The following is a 20,996-nucleotide window of genomic DNA, read 5'->3' as shown; positions in this document are numbered from 1 at the left end:
GCCCGGGGAGCAAGTCGCCGCCGTTGTCGTCACCGGGCTTGTCGTGCTGACCCATGAGGTGCCTCCTGTGGTGGCGGGCTCGAACCGATGTACGCCTCGACCGGCGCGCGCGGATATGGTCCTGCCGCTCGGGGCCGCTACCGCTGCGGCCGGGTGATCCTCCGCCGCCGGGACGACGCTAGGGCCGCTCTTGCCGGGCCGTCCATGCCACAACCTGCGCATATCCACCGCGAACTGATGTCCGGACCGTGGCCGGCGGCCGAGCGTCCCGTCGCTCAGGCTTCCGGCTGCAGGGGGACGCGGGCGGTGAGGGTGAAGCCCCGGCCGCCGGGAGCGGGGGCGGCGGTCAGGGTGCCGTTGACGGCTGCCAGGCGCTCGGTCAGGCCGGTCAGGCCGTTGCCGGGGAGCGGTGCGGTGCGGGACGCGGCCGGGTCGGCGGCTCGGCCGGCGCTCGCCGTACCGGCCGTCCCGTCGTCGGCCACCGACAGTTCCAGCTGCGGGCCGTCGAGCGTCTGCCGGGCCACGAGGCGCACCCGGCAGTGCCGGGCGCCGCTGTGCCGTACGACGTTGGTCACCGCCTCCCGCAGCGACCAGGCCAGCGCGGACTCGGCCTCCTCGGAGAGCCCGGCGGTGGCCGGGGCGTCCGGGTCCAGCGGCAGGTCCGCCACCACGCCGGCCGCCGCCAGAGCCGTACGGGCGCCGGCCAGCTCGCCCGGCAGGGTGGGCCGCCGGTAACCGGTGACCGCCTCCCGGACGTCGGTCAGCGCCTGCCGGCTGACCCTCTCGATGTCGGCCACCTGCTGGGCGGCCCGGTCCGGGTGGTCGGGCAGCATCCGGCCGGCCAGCTCGCTCTTGAGGGTGATCAGCGAGAGCGAGTGGCCCAGCAGGTCGTGCAGGTCGCGAGCGAGCCGGAGCCGCTCCTCGTTGGCGGCGAGCTGCGCCACGGTGGCTCGCGCCTGGCGCAGTTCGACGGTGGTCACGATCATCTGCCGGGTACCGACCATGGCGAAGCCACCGAGCAGCGCCGGTACGACCAGCCCGGCGAGGTAGTCGTCCCCGCCGGGCACCAGGGTCGCGGTGCCGGCCAGCAGCGCCGTGGTGGCGGGCACGGTCCAGCGGGCCAGTCGGCCGGGCAGCGCGGCACCGGAGGCGATGGAGCCGTACACGAAGAGGACCAGCCACTCCCGCCCCAGCGAGAGCGCGAGCAGCAGGGCGAGTCCGGTCATGACCGCCAGCGAGACCAGCACCCGGCGCTCCGGCAACCGCCGGACCATCCGGAAGACCAGCACCAGGTACCAGCCGACGAAGACCGCGAGCCCCAGCGCGCCGAGCACCCGGGCGACCGGGCCGTGGCCGCCGGAGACCAGGTCGACGACGGGAGCGCTCATGTAGAGCAGCCAGATCCCGACCCACAGCGATTTGACGGCGGCCTGGCGGCGGTTGAGCGGGGGGACGCCGATCCCGACCCGGTTCGCCCTCCCGGCGTCCTTCGAGCCCAGGAGCCCGTCGCGGGCGGCCCGGGAGGCGCCGGAACCACGGGAGTCGTAGTCGTCGGGGCCACCCAGGTCACCCGGCCGGCGGTGGTCGCCGGCATCGTGCGTCACGTTCACGCCTACAGTGTCCGTCCTCGCCCGTCCGGCGTCCGCCCTCGTCGGTCCTCCCGGGGCCCGAGGCCCGGGGGCTGGGCCCGGGGGCTGGGCCCGGGGGCCGGGCCATGGCTCACGCCTTCAGGGTGTCCTTGCGGTAGAGCCAGGCCGCGCCGCCCGCGAAGACCAGGAAGTAACCGGCGAGCAGCAGCACATCCTTGGCGTGCGGGCTGCCGCCCAGCTCGATGGCCTGGCCGAGACCGGCGTACGCGTGGGTGGGCAGCCACTCCGCGATCCGCTGGAGCCAGTCCGGGTAGACCGTGGTGGGCATCCACAGCCCGCCGAGGATGGAGAGGCCGAAGTAGACGATCATCACCACCGGGCGGGCGGTGTCCCCGCTGACCAGGTAGCCGAGGGCGACCCCGAGTGCCGCGAAGACCAGGCTGCCGGCCCAGATCGCGCCGGTCAGCGCCGCCCACTGCCAGGCTTCGAGGCGCACCCCCTTGACCCCGGCGGCCACCCCGAAGACCACCACGATCGACGGCAGGCTCAGCAGCGCGGCACTGGCGATCTTGCCGAGGACGTATCCGTGGCCGGGGAGCGCGGTCAGCCGCAGCTGCCGGACCCAGCCCTTCTCGCGCTCCTTGGCGATCTGCTCGCTCTGGCCAACGAGTACGGCGGTGAGCGCGCCGAACGAGGCCATGGCGACCATGTAGAAGGCGGGCAGGCCCAGTTGGGTGCCGTACACCTTCACATCGCCGTTCTGGGTGCCGCCGATCATCAGGAAGAGCGCGGCCGGGTAGATGACGGTGAAGAACAGATACTTCTTGTTCCGCAGCGCGCGGACGAGTTCCAGCTTGACCAGGGTGTTCACAGCGCGGCCTCCTCGGCCTCGGTACGGGCGGCCACGGCGTCGGTGCCGGCTCCATCGGTGCCGGTCCCTCCGGCTCCGGTCCCTTCGGTGCCGGTCCCGGTCCCGGCCCCGGGATCGGCTCCGGCCTCGGTGAGCGCGACGAACGCCTGCTCAAGCCCCAGCCCGGCGACCTCCAGATTGCGCGGGTAGAGCCCGAGGCCGTACAGGGCGTGCACGGTGGCGTCGGCGTCCCGCGACTGGAGCCGTACGGTGTTCCCGCGCACATCGAGCCTGGTCAGGTGCGGCAGCGCGCGCAGCCGCTCCTCGTCGTACGGCTCGGTGAGGTCGAAGGAGATCCGGCGGGCGCCGGCCCGGGCCTTGATCTCGGCGGCCGAACCGTCGGCGAGCAGCCGCCCCCGGTCGAGGACGAGCACCCGGTCCGCGATGGCGTCGGCCTCCTCCAGGTAGTGGGTGGCGAAGAGGACCGTACGGCCCTGGTCCGCCTGCTCGCGCATGGTGGCCCAGAACGCCTGGCGGGCCGTGACGTCCATGCCGGTGGTCGGCTCGTCCAGCACGATCAGGTCGTTGGACCCGGCGGTCGCGAGGGCGAAGCGCACCCGCTGCTCCTGGCCGCCGGAGAGCTTGCCGATCTTCCGGTCCGCGATCCCGCTGATCCCGGCCCGCGCCAGCACCTCGTCGACCGGGTGCGCCTTGGGGTGCAACGCGCAGCCGAGGGTGACCAGTTCGCGGACGGTGACGCCCTCCATGAGCCCGCCGCTCTGCAGCATGGCCCCGACCCGCCCGGCGGCGATGGCCTCCCGGGGCGTGGTGCCGAAGAGCCGCACACTGCCGGAGTCCGGCGGGCGCAGCCCCAGCAGCAGGTCGAGCGTCGAGGACTTGCCGGCGCCGTTGGGCCCGAGCAGCGCGACCGTCTCACCGGGCCGCAGGGTGAGCGTGAGCCCGTCGACGGCGCGCACCTGGCCGTAGTCCTTGGTCACGTTCTCGAAGCTCACCACGGCCGGGGCGGCGGTCTTCGCGGAGGTTGTCGTCATGCGAGAAGAATCGCGTTTCCGCAGGTGGTCCCGGCAGTGTCCGGAGTCGTGGGTCCGGTATGACAGATGTCATGGCCGGGATGTGACGCCCACGGCCGGGCGGGCGGCCGTCCCGGACGCGGGTGTGACACCCAAGGCCGGCCGCTGTGGCCGGAGGCGGCGGCCTCTCCGGCTTCGGCCCTGTCCGGTGCCCGGCGGACCGGTCGGGCCGGGCAACCGGCGCTGGGCGGTCGTCAGTCGGGGGCGGGTGGCGCTCGGTCGGGGGCGGACGGTGGTCAGCCGGGGCGGGCGGTGGTCAGTCGGGGGTGGCGACCCGGGGTGGCCAGACGCCGGCGGTGAGGAGGCCGGTGGTGTAGGCGCGGGCGACCAGGGCGGTGCGGCTGCGGGCGCGGAGCTTCTGGCGGAGGCGGCCGATGTGGTAGTCCAACCCCTGGCGGCTCAAATGGAGTTCGCGGCCCAGTTCGGCGTTGCTGAGGCCCAGTGCCAGGCCCTCCACCACCAGGATCTCCACCGCCGACAGCGCGGGGCGGGTGGCCGGCGGGCGGGCGGCCGCGCCCCGGGCCGCCGGTGGGAGGAGGCAGCAGACCGCCTGGCCGGCGGTGTGGCCGGGGGACACCAGCCAGGCGACCGCCCGGACGGCCGGGAGCCGGTGGTCCGGGAGGTCGAGCGGGACGGTGGTGTGGAAGTACCCGTACGGCCCCGAGAGCAGCCGCCGCCAGAGCGCGGTGTGCGTCTCCGTGCCGAGGTACGGGAGCAGGGAGGTGCCGGGGAGTGCGCCGGGCGGGCGGTGCAGCAGGCGATGGGCGGCCGGGTTGGCGTCCAGCGCCGTTCCGTTCCGGTCGAGCAGCAGGACGGCCATCCAGGCTCGGTCGAACAGGGCGCGGCGGAGCGGCAGTTCGGCACGGGGCGGGGGGATGGCGGCGGGGGCGGCCGCCGCCGGGTGACCGGGTTGCGGCGGGGTGCGGGTGGCGGTCATGGGGGTCACCGCCGGCGGGGCCCGGACGCGGTACGGGCCGGAGGCGAGGACCGGGGCCGAGAGGGGGCCGGGGACGGCGGCCGGGTCCGTGACGGGGGCGGTGACTGGGGCCGTTGCGGGGACGGCGCCGGGGGCGGTGACGGTGGCCGTGGCGGGGACGGCGGCTGGAGTGGTGACCGGGGCGAGGACAGACGCTGGAGTGGTGACTGGGGCGGATGGTGGTGCGGGGCCATGGAGTGCTGGTGCGTCCGGCCGGGGCGTTCCAATCCCGGGTGGCGGGCTTTGCACCCGAAAGAAGCGGCCTGGGGTGCCGGCCGGATCGCCTGACCGCTCCCGGCCCGGTGGACGGCCGTCACGGCTCGCCCCCGAGCCGGGCGCTGAGCGCCTCCGCGTACGGCCGTATCCGGCGCAGCAGGGTGCCGCTCAGCCGGTCGCCCTCGTCCCGGTCCAGCAGCGCGGCCACCTCGCGGCCCAGCCCGGGCGGCAGGTCCTGGGCGACCCAGGCCCGCACCGCCTGGCCCAGCCACCGGCGCTGGAGCAGCACGGCGGGGTCCTGGCCGGCCTCCCCGGGCGCCGTCCCGGCATCGGGCACCGCGCCGACGGCCAGCAGAACCCGGCCCAGCAGCACCGGTTCGACCCCGGAGGCGGCACCGTCCGGCCGGCAGCGGCGGGCGAGCGCGGTGCGTTCGGCGGGGGTCAGGGTGCGCCGCAGCCGGTGGGTCTCGGCCTCCGCGTACCGCAAGTAGGCGGTCCTGGAGCGGCGTTCGCCCCGTGACAGCGGATCCTCGGCCCGGGCGGCCCCGGTCCAGGCGTTGCGCAGCCGGGCCTTCAGCAGCGCCGGCCACACCTCGTACCGCTGCCAGTCGATCCGGCGTACCGCCTGGAACACCTCCCAGAGCACCTCGCCCTGGACCGCGTCCCGGTCGGCGCCGGCCGGGACCCGCGCCGCCTGGGCCCGGGCGGTGCGCAGCGCCCACGGCCAGAGCGCCTCCAGCAGCCGGTCGGTGCTCTCCCGCCGCGCCCCCGCGCCCCGGGCGCGCGCTTCCTCGGCCAGGGCCCGCAGCTCGGTGTCGACCCACGCCTTGCGGAACGGATCGGCGGGGGCGGCCGGGGCGGGGCCCGGGCGGTCCGGACGGGTCTGGGGCTGTCGTGGCTGCATGAGCCCGCTCCTTTCCACGGCCTGTGCGGGGCGGGGCGGCCGACCGGGGCCGGTCAGCCGGTCGGTTCGATCAGCGCGCCGGTCAGCGCGCCGAGCCCGAGGGCGGTCGTCCGGTTGTCGCGGGAGGACCAGCCACGATGGAGGTCGAAGCCGAGATGGGCCGGACCGGGCCGGGCCAGGTCGACCAGGACGGTGGGCCCCACGATGTCGCCGGCCGGGCTCCCGGGCCGCAGCGGCCGGGTGCCGAAGGCCAGCGTGATCCGGGGCAGCGGGGTCAGGAAGACCAGGTGGCCGCCATGCAGCGGGAAGGCGCAGTAGGGCGCCGGCAGCCCGTCGCCGCCGGCCGGCGGGGTCTGGGCGAGCCCGCAGGAGTACGGCGCCCGGGTGGAGTTGAGCACGGTGACCGCCGCCGGGTCGCCGGGGTGGGGGCAGGGGACGGGCACCGCGTCCGGGCCGGCCGCCACGATCTGCCCGGCCCGCACCGGGTGGAGCCGCGTCCTGCCCGGGCTTCCGGAGCCCCGCCGGTGAGCGGCGCCCGGGACGGAGGCGGCGGTGGTGCAGACGTATGTCTCCGCCGTCCACGCCAGGGTCGTGGTGGCGGCGAACTCCCGGATGGTGGCCCAGACCAGGGGAGCGCCGCCCCCCTGGTCGCAGCCGACCGCGTGGCAGAGGGAGAGCGTGTAGCCGCCCTCGTGGAGCGCCCGGACGGTGGGCTCCGGCATGGTCAGCACGATCAGCCGGCGGGTGCCGGCCGTCTCACCGGACGCCGCCGCCCCGCGGCCCGTACCGCCGTACGCGGCGCGGTGCGTACCGCCGGCGCCGTGTGCGGTGTGGTGCGGACCGCTGAGCGTGGGGTCCGTGGTGTCGGTGGCGTACGGAGTGCCAGTGGCGTACGTGGTGTTCATGGCGTACGTGGTGCTCGTGGTGTCCGTGCCGACCATGCCGGGTCTCCCTCACCACCGGTGCCGTCCCGGGCGACGGGCCCGAAGGCCCGTGCCGGGGTCAGGGGTTGGGGATCTCCCGCAGCTTCTTGAAGTCGTACGGGTTGCCCGGCGCGTCCGGCACATAGGTGCACTGCACCTGCCAGGTCTCCATCACGGTGGGCCGGACGAAGTACTCCGCGATGTAGACCTGGTCCTTGCGGATCACCGGGGCGCCGGCGAGCGGGGTCAGCACGGCGGCCAGCGAGTTCTGGTCGGTGGAGCCCGAGGAGGCCCGCGCGATGATGTTGTTGGGCTGGTACGGCTTGGTGCTCATCGGCGTCCAGATGGAGACCGAGGTGACGGCGTCCCCGAGCAGGCTCGGCACGCCGGGCGCCTGGCCGAGCCCCGTCGGCACGATGAGCGTCTGGACGAACTCGTCGGAGGGGATGTTCGACGCCTGGTTGCCCGTCCACGACCAGCCGTTGTTGATGTCGTAGCCGAGGGTGATGTTGTTGCTCAGGGTGAGGTCCGCGAGGACGGCGGGGCCGATCGAGCTCTCGATGACCATGCCCTCCAGGTACGGCGCCGCCGCGAAGACCAGGGCCACCTTCTCCAGCGGGACGATCAGGTCGAGGTTGAGCCCGTAGAGCGGGAAGGCGCAGATGGGCGTCGGCAGTCCGCTGCCGGTCGGGCTGGGCTGGGCCAGCCCGCAGGTGAACGGCGTGGTGACGGTGTTCTGCACGGTGACCGCGCCGGGGGTGCCGCCGTCCGTCACCGAGCCGACCGCCTGGGCGGCGACCTGGAGGGTCTGGCCGAGGTCGATCGCGTCGGTGTCGCTGCTGCTGAAGTCGACGCCGTCCTGGATCTCCTCCATGGAGGCGTAGGCGTAGTAGTCCTCGGTCCAGGACACCGACGTGGAGGTCGAGTACTGCGTGGTGGCGGCCCACACCGTCGGCGCCCCGCCGCCCACGGCGCTCTGCACCGCCTTGAACAGGAAGAGCTTGTAGTTGCCCTGGGCGAGCTGCTGCACCGTCTGCGGCGACATGGTCAGGTTGATCATGTACGGGGTGCCCTCGGCGTCCCGGTACCGTCCGGCCGGCGGGTTGACGGCGAGGTGGGGGTTGCGCATGGGGACCACTTCCCTTCGGTGGGCCCGGGCGACGGTCCGCCCGAGCGGCTTGCGCACCTTCCAGTAGGCAGTCCGTCCCCGGTCCGGCGCGGTCCGGACGCTCGCGCGGATCAAACCAGGCAAATGCCAGAGCCGAAGCGGAAGAAAAACGATCCTTCAGCGAGCAGTGGGCGTCAGAATCGGTCCCGGCCGGTCTCAGACGGTCCCGAGCAGCCCCGGTCGGTCCGAGCAGCCCCGGTCGGTCCGGTCGGTCTCGGTCGGTCCGGTCGGTCCGGGCGGTCCGGGCGGGCCTCCGTACCGGCGTCGTACCGGCGTCGTACGGATGTCAGTCGTACGGATGTCATATGGACGCCGCGCGGGCACCGCAGGGGCGCCGCAGGGGCGCCGCAGGGGCTGTGTCCGGACCGGCCGGCTCCTGGGAACCCCGGACGGGAACGGCCGGGCGGAGCACAATGCGTACGTATGGCCATCGACTACCGGAAGCACCGCGCTTCCCGCTCCGGACCCACCGCCCCTTCTCCTGCCCCCGGCGGCTCCCCCGCCGTCCCCGCCCCTGCCCCCGCCCCTGGGACCTCCGGTGGCTCCTCCGACGGTTCCGGGGCCGCCGGCCGGCCCCGGGTCGACTACCGGAAGCGCCCGGCGGCGACCGCCCCCGCCTCCGCCCCGGCGCCCGGTGCCGCCCCCGGCCCTGCCTCCGGCCCGGCTTCGGGCACCGTCCCCGTGCCCGGGGTCAGTCTGGAGAAGGTGGCCGTCCGGGCCCCCGGGCTCGTCAGCCTCTACAAGACCGCCGGCGTCTCGCTGGCCAAGCACCGGGTGGAGGGCCGGCGGGCGGCCGTCTATCTGGTGCTGGACCGCTCCGGCAGCATGCGGCCGTACTACCGGGACGGCTCGGTCCAGCACCTGGCCGAGCAGACGCTCGCCCTGGCGGCCCACCTGGACGACGACGGGGTGGTGCCGGTCGTCTTCTTCTCCACGGACATCGACGGAACGGCCGAGATCAGCCTCGACGCCTACCGGGACCGGATCAACCCGCTCCATGAGTCGATGGGGCACATGGGCCGCACCAACTACCACGTCGCCATGCAGGCGGTGCTCGACCACTACGAGGCCCATGGGGGCCCCGACCCGGCGTTCGTGGTCTTCCAGACCGACGGGTCGCCGAGCTCCCGGGCGGCCGCCGAGCATGTGCTCTGCACGGCGGCCCGGCTGCCGGTCTTCTGGCAGTTCGTGGGGTTCGGCCAGGACGAGTTCCGCTTTCTGCGACGGCTGGACGAACTGCCGGTGCCGGGGCGGCGGGTGGTGGACAACGCCGGGTTCTTCGCCGCCGGTCCGGCTCCGAAGTCCCTCTCGGACGCCGAGCTCTACGACCGGCTGCTCGGGGAGTTCCCCCAGTGGCTCACCGCCGCCCGGGCCGCCGGGATCCTCCGCGACTGAGGCCGGATCGGCGGCGGTGGCGGGGGCGTGAGGCCGGGGCCGGCGGTCGTGGGGTCGCGGGGTCGTGGGGGCGCGGGGGCGTGGGCCGTCAGCGGACCGCCGCCGGGACCGGCCGCTGGGCGGGGCCCGCGTAGGAGGCGAGCGGGCGGATCAGGGCGTTGTGCGCGAGTTGCTCGGTGATGTGGGCGGTCCAGCCGGTGATCCGGCTCATCACGAACAGGGGGGTGAAGGCCGGGGTGTCGAAGCCCATCAGGTGGTACGCCAGCCCCGCCGGGTAGTCGAGATTCGGGTGGATGCCCTTGCGGCTCAGCATGGCCTGGCGCAGGGCGGCGTGCAGGGTGGCCAGCCGGGTCGCCTCCGGGTCGGCCGCGCGGGCGACCAGCCGGTCGGTGGCCTCCTGCATGAGGGGCACCCGGGAGTCGCCGTGCTTGTACACCCGGTGGCCGAAGCCCATGATCTTCCGCTTGGCGGCCAGCGCCTCGTCCAGCCAGGTCTCGGCCCGCTCCGGGGAGCCGATCTCCTCCAGCATGTGCATCACCGCCTCGTTGGCGCCGCCGTGCAGCGGGCCCTTGAGGGCGCCGATGGCGGCGGTGACCGCGCTGTAGAGGTCGGAGAGGGTGGAGGTGACCACCCGGGCGGTGAACGTCGAGGCGTTGAAGCTGTGTTCGGCGTAGAGGATCAGCGACACCTCGAAGCAGCGGACCACCTCGGGCGCCGGCACCGTGCCGAAGCACATGTGGAAGAAGTTCTCCGCGTACCCCAGCTCCGGATCGGGCCGTACGGGGTCGAGCCCGCGCCGCCGGCGGTGGTCGGCGGCCACCACCACCGGCAGCCGCGCCAGCAGCGCCAGCGACTTGGCCCGGTTGGCGGCCGGCGAGCCGTCGTCCTCGGCCGGGTCCTCCGCCCCGAGGAGGCTGACGGCGGTGCGCAGCACGTCCATCGGATGGCAGGTGGCGGGGAGCCGGGCCAGCAGCTCGGAGAGCGACCGGTCCAGCGGGCGCAGCGCGCGCTCCCGCGCCCGGAACTCCCGCAGCCGGTCCGCGTCGGGGAGTTCGCCGTGCCAGAGCAGATACGCCACCTCCTCGAAGGAGCGGCGGGCGGCGAGATCCTGGACCGGATAGCCGCGGTAGGTGAGGGAGTTGGTCTCCTCGATGACGGTGGAGATCTCGGTGGTGTCGACGACGACACCGGCCAGTCCCCGGTGGATCGCTGAAGTGGTCACGGTACGGCTCCGAGTCGACTGCCGCACGCGGGGTGCGGGTTGGACGGGCGGGGGGACGGACGGGCAGCGGAGATACGGACGGGCGCGGCAGGCGCGGAGGGGCAGCGGAGATACGGGTGGGCGCAGCAGGCGCGGACCGGCAGCGGGGATACGGGTGGGCGTCGGAGGCACGGGCGGGTGTGGAAGATCCGGGCGGTCGGACGCGCGGACACCGGGGAGACGGCGGTCGGCACCGGGCGGGGGCGTCGCCGCGGCCGCCTCCCCGGAGGACCGGGTGGCCCCGCGGGCCGCCCCTGGGCCCCGGCGAGGCGGCCACCCGCGGCTGCCCGGGGACGTCCCGGTCGGGGGCGGGGGCGCACGGGGCGGGCGTACTCCCGGGCGCCCCGCCGCACCCTCTCGTACCCGGCCCGGTCAGGCGTCCGGGGGCAGGGTGAAGTCGTGGACGGCCGAGTCGAAGGCGGCGTAGTCGGCGTATCCCAGCGCCTCGTACAGCCGGGAACGGGTCTGCATCCCGGGCAGCAGCGACTCCTGTGTCCCCTCGGCCGCCAGCACCCGCAGCCCGTGCTCCACGGCGCCCATGGCCAGGCGGAAGAGGGTCACCGGGTAGAGCGCGATGTTGTAGCCCAGCTCCGTCAGGGTGCGGGCACTGAGCAGCGGGCTCTTGCCGAACTCGGTCATATTGGCGAGCAGCGGGACATCGACGGCCGCCCGGAAGGCCGCGTACTCGGCCTCGTCCGCGAGCGCCTCCGGGAAGATCGCGTCCGCCCCGGCGTCCACATACGCCTTCGCCCGGTCGATCGCGGCGGCCAGCCCCTCCACCCCCCGGGCGTCGGTACGGGCCATCAGCAGGAAGTCCGGGTCGCGCCGGGCGTCGGCGGCGGCCCGTATCCGGCGGACCATCTCCGCACGGTCCACGACGCTCTTGCCGTCCAGATGGCCGCACCGCTTCGGATTGACCTGGTCCTCCAGGTGCAGCCCGGCCAGCCCGGCGTCCTCCATCAGCTGCACCGTCCGGGCGGCGTTCATCGGCTCGCCGAAGCCGGTGTCCGCGTCCACCAGGGCGGGCAGATCGGTGACCCGGGCGATCTGCTGGGCACGCGCGGCCACCTCGGTGGCGGTGGTCAGCCCGATGTCCGGCAGCCCGAGGTCGGCGGAGAGCACCGCCCCGGAGAGGTACACCGCGTCGAAGCCGTGCTCCTGGATCAGCCGGGCCGAGTACGGGTTGACGGCCCCCGGCATCCGCAGCAGCTCGCCGCTCGCCAGCCGCGCCCGGAAGGCACGGCGCCGCTCGGCCGGGGTGGTACGGGTGTGCAGCATCAGAACGGCTCCTTCGGCGCGGTGCGGGCGGGTGGCATCAGAGCGGCCTCTTCGACGTGATGCGGGCGGGCGGCATCAGGAGGGCCCCTTCGGCGCGGTACGGACGGGCGGTGTCAGCAGAGCCGTCCCCGGCATGGCGCGGGCGTCCGGCATGAGCGCGGCCGGTCCGGTCGCCCCGCCGGGCGGCATCAGAACAGGCCCTTCGGGAGGGTGGTGTCGTACGCCGCCACGGCCTCCGTGTCCACCGCCGGGAAGAGCGCGCCGAGACCGGCCGCGTCCAGCTCGGCCAGGCGGTCGGCCGCGTCCAGGAAGGTCTCCTGGGCGGCCGGTTCGACGATCCCCTCGGCCAGGGTGCGGAACTTGCCGGTGTAGCCGGCCCGGTCGAAGGGCCGGGCGCCGGCCGGGTGGGCGTCCGCCACCGCGAGCTGGTCCTCGATCACCGAGCCGTCGGCCAGGGTGATCACCGCTCGCCCGCCGAACGCCCGGCGCAGCGGGTCGGGGTCGTGGTAGCGGCGGGTCCACTCCGGATCCTCCACCGTGGAGATCTTCCGCCAGAGCGCCACCGTCTCGGGCCGGCCGGCCCGCTCCGGGGCGTAGGAGCGCTCGTGGTGCCAGCCACCGTCCTCCAGGGCGACGGCGAAGATGTACGGCACCGAGTGGTCGAGCGTCTCCCGGCTGGCGGTCGGGTCGTACTTCTGCGGGTCGCCGGAGCCGGAGCCGATCACGTGGTGGGTGTGGTGGCTGGTGTGCAGCACGATCTCCCGCACCCGGTCCAGCGGCCCGGCCTTCTCGCGCAGCCGCCGCGCCAGGTCGATGACCGCTTGGGCCTGGTACTCGGCCGAGTGCTCCTTGGTGTACGTGTCCAGGATGGCCCGGCTCGGTTCGCCCGGCTCCGGGAGGGAGACCGTGTACGCGGCGTCCGGGCCGTCCAGCAGCCAGGCGAGGAAGCCGTCCTCGCCCTCGTAGACCGGGGAGGGGGAGCCCTCCCCGCGCATCGCCCGGTCGACCGCCTCGATCGCCGCCTTGCCGGCGAACGCGGGGGCGTACGCCTTCCAGCTGGAGATCTCGCCCTTGCGGGACTGCCGGGTGGCGGTGGTGGTGTGCACCGCCTGCTGGACGGCCTGGTACACCGTCTCGGTCGGCAGCCGCAGCAGCGCGCCGAGCCCGCAGGCGGTGGCCGCGCTCAGGTGCGCCACATGGTCGATGCGGTGCTTGTGCAGGCAGATGCCCTTCACCAGGGCGACATGGATCTCGTACGCGGCGACGATCCCGCGCAGCAGATCGGCGCCGGAGCGCCCGGTGTGCTGGGCGACGGCGAGCAGCGGCGGGATGTTGTCGCCGGGGTGGGAGTAGTCGGCGGCGAGAAAGGTGTCGTGGAAGTCCAGCTCCCGGACCGCCGTCCCATTGGCCCACGCCGCCCACTCGGGCGAGACCCGCACCCCCGGCTCCGCGCCGAAGACGGAGGCCCCGGGCACAGGGTTCTCGGTCCCCGAGCCCCCGGCCCCCGAGCCCCCGGCCACCGGGTTGCCCGCCCCCTGGACGCGGTGCGGCAGTGCCTGGGCGCGGGCCACGGCGACCGGGCGGCGGCGCAGCGAGGCCATGGCGACGGCGGCGTTGTCCACGACCCGGTTCACCGCCATGGCCGCTGCGTCGGGGTCGAGCCCGGTGGCCTCCTCCGTGCCGGTGGCGACGGCGGCCAGCTTCCAGGCGAGCTGCTCCGGGCGCGGCAGCCGGTCGGCGCTGGGGTGGACACGTACCTCGTGGTCGATCACGGGACTGACTCCTCCGGAGGGTGCTGCGGTGACGGCGCCGGCGCTGTGGCGACCACCCCGAGCCTTCCCTCTCCGGGGGCCCCGCGTCACGTGATCGGGCTGCGAAATCCCACCATGCGCCGCCCTCGAATCTGCGAATTCTGCGAAAGAGGCGGATGCTACCTTCGCAACACCGGCGGCGGCGCACAGTCGCAGTCACGGGCAGGCACCGGCAGACACAGGCAGACACGGGCAGGCACAGGCAGGTGGACGCCGGACACCGCCAGGCGCGCAGAGCGCGGAGACCAGGCACCGGCAGGCGCGTACGGCGCGGAGAGGCGGGCAGCGACATGGGACGTCCGGCGAGCCGGAAGATCTACGCCCACGCCAAGCTGCGCAAACTCCGCCGGGAGCGCGGGCTGAACCAGGTGCAGCTCGCCCGCGAACTCGCCATCTCCACCAGCTACCTCAACCAGATCGAGCACAACCAGCGCCCGCTCACCGGCTCCGTGCTGCTCCGCATCGCGGAAGTCCTCGGTGTCGACCCCGAGTTCTTCTCCGAGGCGACCGAGGAGCGGCTGGTCACCGATCTGCGGGCCGCGCTGGCCGACGAGGCGTGCGGGGTCTCCGTACCGGCCGAGGAGATCGCCGACGCGGCCCGCGACCACCCCGAGGTCGTCCGCGCGCTGGTGGCCCTGCACCACCGCTACCGGGACGCGGCCGAGCGGGTGGCCGCGCTGGCGCCCGCCGACGACACCGCCGTACTGCCGCCGGCCGAACCGCACGACGAGGTACGGGACTTCTTCTACGCCCACCACAACCACTTCGGCGCCCTGGACGACGCGGCCGAGCAGACCGCCGCCCTGCTCGGGCCGGGTCCGGCGGGACGGATCGCCGGCGCGCTCACCGCCCGGCTGGCCGGACGGCACGGGGTGCGGACGGTCGAGTCGGCGCCGGAGCGCTCGGCCGACGCCCGCCGCCACGACGCCGAACGCGGTCTGCTCTTCCTGTCGCCCTGGCTCAGCGACGGGCAGCGTGCCTTCCAGCTCGCCACCCAACTCGCCCTGCTGGAGCACGGATCGCTCCTCGACACCCTGGTGGCCACCCCCGACGCCTCCTTCGCCTCGCCGCAGTCGGCGGGGCTGGCCCGGATCGGGCTCGCCGACTACTTCGCGGGCGCGCTGCTCATGCCGTACACCGCCTTCCACACCGCCGCCGAGGAGCTGCGCTACGACATCGGGCTGCTCCAGAGCCGCTTCGGGGTCGGCTTCGAGACGGTCTGCCACCGGCTGAGCACGCTCCAGCGCCCGGGCCGGCGCGGGGTGCCGTTCTCGTTCCTGCGGGTGGACCGGGCGGGGAACATCTCCAAACGGCAGTCCGCGACCGATTTCCACTTCTCCCGGCTCGGCGGCACCTGCCCGCTCTGGACCGTGTACGAGGCGTTCTCGGCGCCCGGCCGGATACTCACCCAGGTCGCCGAAATGCCGGACGGCAAGCGGTACTTCTGGGTCGCCCGCACCGTCACCAAGGGCGGCAGGGGCCACCGGGCGCCGCACGCCGAGTTCGCCGTGGCGCTCGGCTGCGAGCTGCGCCACGCCCCGCGCCTGGTCTACGCCGAGGGGGTGGCCCTGGACGACCGCGGGGCGGCGACCCCGATCGGCCTCGGCTGCCGGATCTGCGAGCGCCGCGACTGCGCCCAGCGCGCCCGCCCGCCGGCCGGCGGCAGGCTCGCCGTCGACCCGGACCGGCGTACCCACGTCCCGTACCCGGTGACGCGCGACCACTGACCCACGACGGCGGCCCCCGACCCACCGGCACGGGCACGCGATCGCCGGGCTCCGACCCACTGACACGCCACCACGGACGCGCGACCGCCGGACTCCGACCGGCCGCGCGAAGCCGTCGCGCCCGCCTGGAAACGCCACGCCGGCATCTGCAACCAGTATCTCCAGGCGGTCCCGCCCACCGGATCGATCAGCTGCATCAACCGTGCGACGGTCTCCATCCACCCGGTCGCCGCGAAGGTGGAGATCCGCAAGGAGGACAAGCTCGGCCGGGTCTACTTCCCCGCGCCCCATCTCAGTGACGAGACCGCCGAGTTCTTCCAGGACGCGTACGAGATCGGCTACGAGAAGATCGTCGACACCTACGCGGCCGCCACCCGGCACGTGGACCAGGGCCTGAGCTGTACCTGGGTCCATCCCCGCGTCCTCGGGGAGCGAAGCCACCGGCCCGTCGGACGGGGCGTCGTCGGTCCACCAAAACCAAGTGCCCGGCGGCAGCCGGCCCTCACCGGCCCCGTCGCCCCAGCAGCCAGCCGAGGTACAGGCCTCCCACCCCGCCCGTGACCACGCCCACCGGGAGTGGGCCCGCCGTGGGGAGGTGGAGGGTCAGGAGGTCGGCGGCGGACAGGAGGAGGGCGCCCATGGCGGTGGCGGGCAGCAGGCCGGTGCCGGTGCCGCGGGTGAGGCGGCGGGCCAGTTGGGGTGCGGCCAGAGCCACGAAGACAATAGGACCGGCGGCCGAGACGGCGACGGCGCTGAGGCCCACCGCGACCAGCAGCACCAGGAGGCGGAGCCGGCCGACCGGGATGCCGAGCGCCCCGGCGGAGTCGTCGCCCATCTCCAGCAGGTCCAGCCGGCGGACGAGCGGGAGGGCGGCGGCGAGCAGGGCGGCGGTGGCGAGGGCCGCTGGCGGCAGCTGGGACCGGTCGGCGCCGCCGAGGCTGCCGATCAGCCAGAGCTGGGCGGACTGGGCCTCGGCCAGCTCCGCGCGGGTGAGCAGATAGGAGTTGACCGAGGTCAGCAGGGCGCCGACGCCGATGCCGACGAGGATCAGCCGGTTGCCGCGCACCCGGCCCCGGACGGCCAGTGACTGGACGACGGCCGCCGTCAGCAACCCGCCCCCGGCCGCCCCGAGCGGGACGAGGGACGGGTCCCCGTGCAGCAGGGTGAGCAACGCGCCGGTCGCCGCGCCGGAGTTGAAGCCCACGATGTCCGGGCTGCCCAGTGGGTTGCGGGAGAGCTGCTGGAACAGCGCCCCGGCCGCGCCCAGGGCCGCCCCCACCACCAGGCCGAGCGCCACCCGGGGCAGCCGCAGCTCCAGGACGACGAACCCGGCCTGGGCGGAGCCGCCCCCGGTCAGCACCTCCCGTACCTCGGTCGGTGTCACCACCCCGTCGCGGGTGAGCGCCACCAGGCCGGCCGCCGACGCCAGCGCGGTCAGCAGCAGAGCGACGGCGACCGACCGGGGGCGTACCCGCAGCGACAGCCGGCCACCGGCGAGCCGCAGGGCCGGGCGGCCCCGCCACCGGGCGCGTACGGCGCGGAGAGACCTCGGGAAGGGCGCCCGGAACTCCCGGGCCTCCGGAAGCTTTCGGGGCTTCTGGGACGTTCGGGGCTCCAAGGACTTCCGGACGGGCGTACCGCCGGTCATGCCCGCCTCCCGGTGCGCTCCCGGCAGATGAGCCAGACCAGTACGGGCGCGCCGATGAACGCGGTCACGATGCCCGCCTGGATCTCGGCCGGGCGCGCCACCACCCGGCCCGCGAGGTCGGAGACCAGCAGCAGCCCGGCCCCGGTCAGGGCCGCGTACGGCATCAGCCAGCGCTGGTCCGGGCCGACCAGCAGCCGGGCGCAGTGCGGGGCCACCAGGCCGACGAAGCCGACCGGTCCGATCGCGGCGGTGGCGGCACCGCAGAGCAGCACGGTGGCGAGGGTGCCGAGCAGCCGCACCCGACCCGGGGCGATGCCGAGCGCACGGCCCGACTCGTCGCCCAGCGCCAGGGCGTTGAGGGCGGGGGCGAGGGCGAACGCCAGCACCGCGCCCGCCGCGAGGAACGGCAACAAGTGCCAGAGGTGCGAGAGTTCGCGGCCGGCCAGGGTGCCGACGGACCAGATCCGCAGCGCCCCGTAGGCGTCGGCGTCCAGCGCGCCGAGGCCGCTGACGACGGCTCCCAGGGCGGCGGTGACGGCGACCCCGGCGAGCACCAGGTCCTCCGGGCCGCCTCTCCCGGGACCGCGCCGCCCCAGCAGATACGTCACCACGACGGCGACGGCCGCCCCGGTCAGCGCCCACCAGACCACGGCGGCCTGGGAGTCGGTCCCGAGCAGTACCGTCGCGGCGACCACCGCGCAGGCGGCTCCGGTGTTGACGCCGAGGATGCCGGGGTCGGCCAGCGGATTGCGGGTGAGGCTCTGCAGCACGGCCCCGGACAGCCCGAGCGCGGCCCCGGCGGCCAGCGCCAGGGCGGTGCGGGGGACCCGGACCTCGCGGACCACACTGGCCGCCGGGGCGGTGTCGTCGTACAGGGCACGCAGCACGCCTCCGAGCGGGAGCGGCTGGGCGCCGACGGCGATGCCGCCGGCCGCGGCGAGGGCCAGCAGCGCCAGCCCCACCACGAGCCCGGCGGCCCGCCTCTCGTTCCGCGACCGGGACGGCCGGGGCGGCCGGGGTGGCCGGGACGATCGGGACGGCCGGGGCGCGGTCATGGATGTGTCGGCCGGCACTCGCTCAGCCGAGGGCCTTCTCGACCCGGTCGATCAGATTGCCGGCGCTGTAGTAGTCCAGCCGGAAGGTGTCGAGCCCGAGGTCGTAGACCCGCTTCTCCTTCACGGCGGGCAGGTCCTTCCAGACCGGTCGGGCGACGGCCGTGTCGATCTCCTGCCGGGTGTGGCTGACGAAGAACAGCGAGCTGTCACCGGCGGTGGCGGCCACGCTCTCCTGGCCGAACTCCGCGAAGTCGGACCGCCCGTCGAGCACCTTGCCCTTGCCCTTCGGCGGCTCCAGGACGTCGAAACCGAGCGAGGTGAGGAGCCGGCCCTGGGCGGACTCCTTGGTGAAGACGGTCATCGCGGACTGGTTGTCCCGGACCAGCGCCGCGCGCTGCTTGGACACCTTGATCCGGGCCTTCGTCCCGGTCACCCGCTTCTCATGGGCGGCGACCACCTCCCGGGCCTTGTCGGAGAGTCCGAGGTCCTTACCGAGCCGGGTGGTCAGGTCCTGCCAGGAGAGGTCGTCGTGACGGTAGAGAAGGGTGGGGGCCACGGCGGAGAGCTTGGCGTAGAACTTCTCGGCGTTCTCCGCGCCGGAGGCGGCGCCCACGATCACATCGGGCTTGAGGGCGAGAACCTTCTCGACGTCCGGCTCGAAGCCCTGGTAGGCGACCTTCACCCCGCGCTTGGTGGCCACATCGGCCCACTGGGTGAAGAAGCCCTGCTTGTCGGTGATGACCGAGGGCGGGGAGACCTGGGAGGCGATGACCGGAGCGTCGATGGCGAGCAGATGGCCGGTCATCGTCGCGCTGACCGAGACGACGCGCTTCGGCTTCGCGGGGACGTTCTCGGCGGTGCCCGCGTCGTGCTTGACCGTCCGGGTGGCGGCCCCGTCGCCCGCGCCCTTGCTCTCCGCCTTGTCGCCGCCGCCATCACCGCAGCCGGTGAGCGCCAGCAGACCCGCGGCGGCCAGGGTCGCGATTCTCAGTCCGGTACGCCGGGACAATTCTCCACGCACGGGTAACTCCTCCACCCCTCGAACCCGGTGGAGCGCGCAGCACGACGCCGTTCGGACAACCCCCGGTGGCCCCTCGGTGAGGCCGGGCAAAGGTTAGCCTTACCTAAGTGAATTGCCAAGGCGGGGTCCGGTCGATCTCGGCGTGAAGCGGTACGACGCCGAGCGCCCCGGACCTGAAGCATGGCGTCCGGGGCGTACCGGTCCTGACCCGGCCGGTCGTACGGCCCGGGGGCCGGCCCGCAGGGGTGTGCGGTACGGGGCCGGGCCCGTACGGGTGCGTCGGTACGCGTACGGGCCCGGCGGGTCGGTCAGTGCGCGTGCGGTGAGACCGGCGTCCGGTCGTCGTTCCGGTCCCGGTCCTCGTCCCGGTCCCGGTCGTCGTTCCGGTCGGGTCCTGCGGCCGGGGCCGGGTCGCCGGGCGTTCCGGCGGCGCGGGCCCCGGGGACTCCGGCGGGCGCCGCCCCGGTTCCGGGCGCGGTCGGCCGGACCAGGGCGAGGACCAGCACTCCGCCGAGCGCGGCAGCCGCGGCGGCCAGCAGGAAGACCTGGTCCAGGCCCGAGGCGAAGGCCCGGTGCATCAGCTCCCGGGCGGCCTCCCGGTGCGGCTCGGGAGCCGCCGCCACCAGGTGCTGGGCCTGACCGCCGGCGAGGGCGGCGGCGGCCGCGCGGGCGTCCGGCACCGTGCCCGCCAGGACCCCGTCGGCCCGGCCGGTGAAGACGGCGCCCAGCACCGCGATGGCCAGGGTCATGCCGAGCTGGCGGAAGGTGTTGACCGCGCCGCCCGCCATGCCGGCCCGCCGCGGCTCCACGGAGGCGGTGGCCGCCGAGACCAGCATGGGCGTGGCCAGGCCGACGCCGATGCCCGTCACCACCAGGCCGGCCACCAGGGAGCCGCGCCCGGCGTCCGGGGCCATCCCGGCGCGCAGCAGCAGCATGCCGCCCGCCACGCCCAGCAGCCCGGCGCCGATGGGCAGGCGCGGGGCCAGCCGCTGGACATGGCGCCCGGCGACGGCCGACACCAGGAAGGAGGCCCCGGCCAGCGGGGTCAGCGCCAGTCCCGCCGCGATCGGCCCGAGCTCCAGTACCGACTGGAGCCAGATCGAGAGCAGCACCAGGCAGCCGAACGCGCCGCCCTGGAGCAGCAGCGCGCCGCCCATGAGCCCGGCGAAGGACGGCCGCCGGAGCAGCGCGAGGTCCAGCATCGGGGACCTGCCCCGCCGCCCGGCCCCGAGCTCGGCGGCGACGAAGGCGGCGAGCGCCACGGCCGCCACCACGAACGCGGCCACCACCTCGGTGGAGGTCCAGCCCGCGTCGCCGCCCCGGATGAGCGCGTACGTCAGCGAGCCCGCGGCCAGGGTGAAGGTCGCCGCCCCGGCCACGTCCACCCGGGCGGGCGCCCGGCCGGAAGCGTGCCGGGAGGTGTCGGCCGGGACGACCCGGAGGGTCAGCACGATGGCGACGGCGGCGATCGGCAGGTTCACCAGGAAGATCGCGGGCCATCCCAGGTGCTCGGTCAGCAGCCCGCCGAGCAGCGGTCCGGCGGCGGCGGCGGCACCGTTCGCCGCGCCCCAGATCCCGAATGCGGTGCCCCGGTCCCGGCCCTGGTACGACCCGAGCAGCAGAGCGGCCGAGGTCGCGAACATGGCCGCGCCGCCCACGCCCTGCACCACCCGGGCGGCGATCAGCACCGGGACGTCCGGCGCCAGCCCGCAGGCCAGCGAGGCGGCGGCGAAGACGCCGAGGCCGTAGACGTAGAGGCGGCGGTGGCCGAACCGGTCGGCCAGCGAGCCCGAGGCCAGCAGCAGGGCGGCGAGCGCCAGCGCGTAGCCGTCGATCACCCATTGGAGGGCGGCGAACGAGGCGTCCAGATCGCCGGCCATGCCGGGCAGCGCCACGTTCACGATGGTCACGTCCACCAGCAGGATGAAGGCGCCCAGGCAGACCGCCACGAGGGGCCACCACTTGCGCATGTCGGGTTCTCCAGTTCATTCGGGGGGCGGGAAGGCATTCGGGGTGCGGGGGCGAGAGCGGGCGGTGCGATCACCGTCCGGTGCGGACACCGGTCCGGCACGGACACGGGTCC

Annotated in this window: 17 protein-coding genes; 3 read left to right on the top strand and 14 right to left on the bottom strand. The window is 74.9% G+C overall.

The window, feature by feature from the left end; genetic code table 11:
• Positions 1–275: 275 nt before the first annotated feature.
• From NX801_RS05100 to NX801_RS05070, 7 genes are all read right to left on the bottom strand, one after another.
• Entirely contained in the window at positions 276–1,499 is a 1,224-nt protein-coding gene (locus NX801_RS05100; RefSeq protein ID WP_428986073.1) for a sensor histidine kinase, read from the bottom strand.
• 220 nt (positions 1,500–1,719) lie between these two features.
• Complete coding sequence (locus NX801_RS05095; protein ID WP_258785736.1) at positions 1,720–2,460, bottom strand: ABC transporter permease; 741 nt, start codon at positions 2,458–2,460, stop codon at positions 1,720–1,722.
• The gene (locus NX801_RS05090) at positions 2,457–3,491 is read right to left on the bottom strand and encodes an ABC transporter ATP-binding protein (protein WP_258785735.1); all 1,035 of its coding nucleotides are present in this window, start codon (positions 3,489–3,491) and stop codon (positions 2,457–2,459) included. Before NX801_RS05090 ends, NX801_RS05095 begins: the two co-directional genes overlap by 4 nt.
• 295 nt (positions 3,492–3,786) lie before the next feature.
• Positions 3,787–4,467: a helix-turn-helix transcriptional regulator gene (locus NX801_RS05085; protein ID WP_258785734.1), complete on the bottom strand. Its 681-nt coding sequence runs from the start codon at positions 4,465–4,467 to the stop codon at positions 3,787–3,789.
• Between the two features lie 352 nt (positions 4,468–4,819).
• Positions 4,820–5,626 (bottom strand): hypothetical protein, encoded by an 807-nt coding sequence (locus NX801_RS30695; RefSeq protein WP_309505785.1) that lies wholly within the window; start codon positions 5,624–5,626, stop codon positions 4,820–4,822.
• A 53-nt stretch (positions 5,627–5,679) separates the two neighbouring features.
• Complete coding sequence (locus tag NX801_RS05075) at positions 5,680–6,567, bottom strand: hypothetical protein (protein WP_258785733.1); 888 nt, start codon at positions 6,565–6,567, stop codon at positions 5,680–5,682.
• 61 nt (positions 6,568–6,628) lie between these two features.
• Complete coding sequence (locus NX801_RS05070; RefSeq protein WP_258785732.1) at positions 6,629–7,678, bottom strand: hypothetical protein; 1,050 nt, start codon at positions 7,676–7,678, stop codon at positions 6,629–6,631.
• A 720-nt stretch (positions 7,679–8,398) separates the two neighbouring features.
• On the opposite strand from NX801_RS05070, the gene NX801_RS05065 reads away from it, so the two are divergent.
• Complete coding sequence (locus tag NX801_RS05065) at positions 8,399–9,112, top strand: vWA domain-containing protein (RefSeq protein ID WP_258785731.1); 714 nt, start codon at positions 8,399–8,401, stop codon at positions 9,110–9,112.
• Positions 9,113–9,200: 88 nt separating this feature from the next.
• On the opposite strand, the gene NX801_RS05060 is transcribed toward NX801_RS05065, so the two are convergent.
• The 3 genes from NX801_RS05060 to NX801_RS05050 form a co-directional block, all read right to left on the bottom strand.
• Positions 9,201–10,334, bottom strand: coding sequence for a bifunctional 2-methylcitrate synthase/citrate synthase (locus NX801_RS05060; RefSeq protein WP_258785730.1), 1,134 nt, complete (start codon positions 10,332–10,334; stop codon positions 9,201–9,203).
• A 411-nt stretch (positions 10,335–10,745) separates the two neighbouring features.
• Positions 10,746–11,651: a methylisocitrate lyase gene (prpB, locus tag NX801_RS05055; protein WP_258785729.1), complete on the bottom strand. Its 906-nt coding sequence runs from the start codon at positions 11,649–11,651 to the stop codon at positions 10,746–10,748.
• A gap of 188 nt (positions 11,652–11,839) precedes the next feature.
• Positions 11,840–13,423, bottom strand: a complete 1,584-nt coding sequence (locus NX801_RS05050; RefSeq protein WP_258785728.1) for an MmgE/PrpD family protein — start codon at positions 13,421–13,423, stop codon at positions 11,840–11,842.
• Positions 13,424–13,752: 329 nt separating this feature from the next.
• On the opposite strand from NX801_RS05050, the gene NX801_RS05045 reads away from it, so the two are divergent.
• Both NX801_RS05045 and NX801_RS30975 read left to right on the top strand, forming a co-directional pair.
• Positions 13,753–15,189, top strand: coding sequence for a short-chain fatty acyl-CoA regulator family protein (locus NX801_RS05045; RefSeq protein ID WP_258785726.1), 1,437 nt, complete (start codon positions 13,753–13,755; stop codon positions 15,187–15,189).
• A 144-nt stretch (positions 15,190–15,333) separates the two neighbouring features.
• On the top strand, positions 15,334–15,750 hold the full coding sequence (locus NX801_RS30975) for a hypothetical protein (protein ID WP_428986072.1): 417 nt from the start codon (positions 15,334–15,336) through the stop codon (positions 15,748–15,750).
• Here NX801_RS30975 and NX801_RS05035 read toward each other — a convergent pair.
• The 4 genes from NX801_RS05035 to NX801_RS05020 all read right to left on the bottom strand — a co-directional run bounded on the left by NX801_RS05035 (position 15,692) and on the right by NX801_RS05020 (position 20,883).
• Positions 15,692–16,693: a FecCD family ABC transporter permease gene (locus NX801_RS05035; RefSeq protein WP_258786095.1), complete on the bottom strand. Its 1,002-nt coding sequence runs from the start codon at positions 16,691–16,693 to the stop codon at positions 15,692–15,694. The two genes, NX801_RS30975 and NX801_RS05035, sit on opposite strands and share 59 nt — an antisense overlap.
• A 140-nt stretch (positions 16,694–16,833) precedes the next feature.
• The gene (locus NX801_RS05030) at positions 16,834–17,802 is read right to left on the bottom strand and encodes a FecCD family ABC transporter permease (RefSeq protein WP_258785723.1); all 969 of its coding nucleotides are present in this window, start codon (positions 17,800–17,802) and stop codon (positions 16,834–16,836) included.
• Between the two features lie 112 nt (positions 17,803–17,914).
• The gene (gene fepB, locus NX801_RS05025) at positions 17,915–18,913 is read right to left on the bottom strand and encodes a Fe2+-enterobactin ABC transporter substrate-binding protein (protein WP_258785722.1); all 999 of its coding nucleotides are present in this window, start codon (positions 18,911–18,913) and stop codon (positions 17,915–17,917) included.
• Positions 18,914–19,221: 308 nt separating this feature from the next.
• Positions 19,222–20,883 (bottom strand): MFS transporter, encoded by a 1,662-nt coding sequence (locus NX801_RS05020; protein WP_258785720.1) that lies wholly within the window; start codon positions 20,881–20,883, stop codon positions 19,222–19,224.
• Positions 20,884–20,996 lie beyond the last annotated feature (113 nt).

Origin of the sequence: Streptomyces pyxinae (genome assembly GCF_024756275.1) — a bacterium.
Lineage (GTDB): Bacteria > Actinomycetota > Actinomycetes > Streptomycetales > Streptomycetaceae > Streptomyces > Streptomyces pyxinae.
The sequence above is the reverse complement of the archived record's forward strand: the minus strand, read 5'-3'. Positions and strand labels throughout refer to the sequence as shown.